The sequence below is a fragment of the bacterium genome (assembly GCA_040753555.1).
Taxonomy (GTDB): domain Bacteria; phylum UBA9089; class UBA9088; order UBA9088; family UBA9088; genus JBFLYE01.
This window is the reverse complement of record JBFMDZ010000275.1, coordinates 1-2352: the sequence shown is the minus strand read 5'-3', so window position 1 is coordinate 2352 and position 2352 is coordinate 1. Positions and strand designations below refer to the sequence as shown.

Annotated in this window: 4 protein-coding genes; 1 reads left to right on the top strand and 3 read right to left on the bottom strand. The window is 35.7% G+C overall.

The annotated features are described in order from the left end of the window. The first annotated feature begins 283 nt into the window (after nt 1-283). Nucleotides 284-1186: a methylenetetrahydrofolate reductase gene (locus AB1630_12425; GenBank protein MEW6104597.1), complete on the top strand. Its 903-nt coding sequence runs from the start codon at nt 284-286 to the stop codon at nt 1184-1186. A gap of 40 nt (nt 1187-1226) precedes the next feature. Here AB1630_12425 and AB1630_12420 read toward each other — a convergent pair whose 3' ends face one another. From AB1630_12420 to AB1630_12410, 3 genes are all read right to left on the bottom strand, one after another. Continuing rightward, nucleotides 1227-1391 carry a Trm112 family protein gene (locus AB1630_12420; protein ID MEW6104596.1) on the bottom strand — a complete coding sequence of 55 codons (165 nt, stop codon included), beginning with the start codon at nt 1389-1391 and terminating at the stop codon, nt 1227-1229. Continuing rightward, a complete protein-coding gene (locus AB1630_12415; protein ID MEW6104595.1) occupies nt 1384-2217 on the bottom strand; it encodes a 4-hydroxy-3-methylbut-2-enyl diphosphate reductase in 834 nt (277 codons plus the stop codon). Before AB1630_12415 ends, AB1630_12420 begins: the two co-directional genes overlap by 8 nt. Before the next feature lie 12 nt (nt 2218-2229). Beyond that, nucleotides 2230-2352 (bottom strand): NADPH-dependent 7-cyano-7-deazaguanine reductase QueF (locus AB1630_12410; protein MEW6104594.1); only part of this gene is annotated, 123 nt, incomplete at its 5' end.

Here is a 2352-nt window from a genome sequence, read left to right as displayed (position 1 = left end):
AACAATTGATGTAGGCTTTAGAAAGAAAGGACAATACACAAAGGCAAAAGAGGGCTCTGCAATATTCTTTGATGGAAAGAATAACAATAAAGAACCCTTATCCTCTGGTCTTTACTTCTACAAGCTTAATGCTGGAAAATTCTCTGACACAAGGGCTTTTGTGATTGGAAGATAAGGTATAAGATTTGACAAATCTATAAGCCTTATAATAGACTATAGACCATAGAAGATAAAGGCACAGAAGGCATAAAGTTTTATAAGGTTTAAGGAAGGAGGAAGTATATTGGGTAAATTAAAGGAGCTATTAGAAAAGCAAGCCTTTGTTGTAACAGCTGAATGTGGGCCACCAAAGGGAGCGGATAAAAGCGTTATAGAAAAAAAGGCAGGCTTGCTTAAGGGCTATGTTGATGCTGTAAATGTTACAGACAACCAGACATCCATTGTCAGAATGTCAAGCATTGCCTCCTCTCATATTTTAAAGGAATTAGGGATTGAGTCTATTATGCAGATGACAACAAGGGATAGAAATAGAATTGCCATACAATCAGATATATTTGGTGCCTATGCCTTAGGTATTGAAAATATCTTATGCCTCTCTGGAGACCACCAGAAATTTGGAAATCATCCACAAGCAAGGAATGTCTTTGACCTTGACTCTATTCAGCTAATTCAGACAGTTAAGATGATGCGTGATGAAGGCAAGGTTTTGGGAGGGGATAGCATAGAGGGAATTCCAAAAATGTTTATTGGTGCGGTAGAAAACCCATTTGCAGACCCATTTGAGTTTAGAATAGCAAGGCTTGCAAAGAAAATAAAAGCAGGTGCAGAGTTTATCCAGACGCAATGTATATTTAATTTGGGAAAATTTAAAAGATTTATGGAAATGGTTTGTGAAAAAGGGGTTTCGGAAAAAGTCTATATCCTTGCTGGAATAACGCCTTTAAAGTCAGCTGGAATGGCAAATTACATAAAAAATAGCGTTGCTGGAATGGATGTTCCTGATGAAATAATTACAAGATTAAAAGGAGTTCCAAAGGAAAAACAGAAAGAGGAGGGAGTTAATATATGCGTTGAAACAATTGAGGAGATAAAAAATATCCCTGGTGTAGCTGGAATTCATATTATGGCAATAGAATGGGAGGAGATAGTCTCTGAAATTGTAAAGAAAGCAAACCTTGTGCGTTAATTGAATTATCCCGAACCCCCTCTATCCCAAATCCCGAAAATCAAATTTTCTCTGCCTCTTCAATAAGCATTATAGGAATATTGTCCCTTACTGAATACTTTAATCCACAAGCCTTGCAAAGGAGTTTATCCTCTTTTTCTAAATATTCAATATCTCCCTTGCACTTAGGGCAGGCTAATATATCCAAAAGCTCTTTATCAATCATATTTCACCTCCTTTATCTTTTCAACAACATCCTTTATGACATCTGGTGGTGTTGATGTTCCTCCTGTAATTCCAATTCTTTTCTTGTCATAAAATAAAGATTTATCAATATCTTCAAATTTCTCAATATGATATGTATTTGGATTTATATTTTTTGTAAGGAGAAAAAGCCTCTTTGTATTTGCACTATTCTTTCCACCAATCACAATAAACAGGTCTGATTTTTTTGCCAAAGATATAGATGACCTTTGAAGCCTTAAAACAGCCTTGCAAATTGTATTATAAACCTTAATACAAGAAACAGAATCTAAAAGGATGTTGATTAAAGTTTTAAAATCATCAAGGCTTTGGGTTGTTTGGGCAATCAATCCAACCTTTTTCTCTTTTATAGACATTGCCTCTATTGGTTTGCTTATTACAATTGCATCTTTGCAAAATCCGACAATTCCCTTTATTTCTGGATGGTTTTTGTCTCCAAGAATAACAACAGGATAGCCTTCATCATTAAGGCTCTTTGCAATGCGTTGAACCTTTGCAACAATTGGGCAGGTTCCATCAGCTATTATAAGACCCTTCTTTTTTGCCTTTATATAATCATCTGGACACACTCCATGTGAGCGAAATATAATAATTCCTCTATCTACCTCATCTATTGATGAGACAAGGGCTATCCCTTTTTCTTTAAGGTCTTCAATGACCTTTGTATTATGGATTAAAGGTCCAAGGCTAAATACAGGATAATTTTTCTTAGCGGATGATAAAGCAAGGGATATTGCCCTCCTTACCCCAGAGCAAAAACCTGCACCCTTTGCCACCTCAATTTTCATATACCCTTAAATTTATTTTGGATAGATTACTTCAATCTTTGAGCTTATTCCACCCCTTGGGTTGAATTCACCAATTACCTTTATTTGCTTTGGGCTTGTGGCTTTAACAATATCCTCTAAAATTCTATTTACAGC

Coding starts and splice junctions, on each gene's coding strand:
- AB1630_12420 (MEW6104596.1), bottom strand. CDS start 1,391: ATGATTGATAAAGAGCTTTTGGATATATTAGCCTGCCCTAAGTGCAAG.
- AB1630_12415 (MEW6104595.1), bottom strand. CDS start 2,217: ATGAAAATTGAGGTGGCAAAGGGTGCAGGTTTTTGCTCTGGGGTAAGG.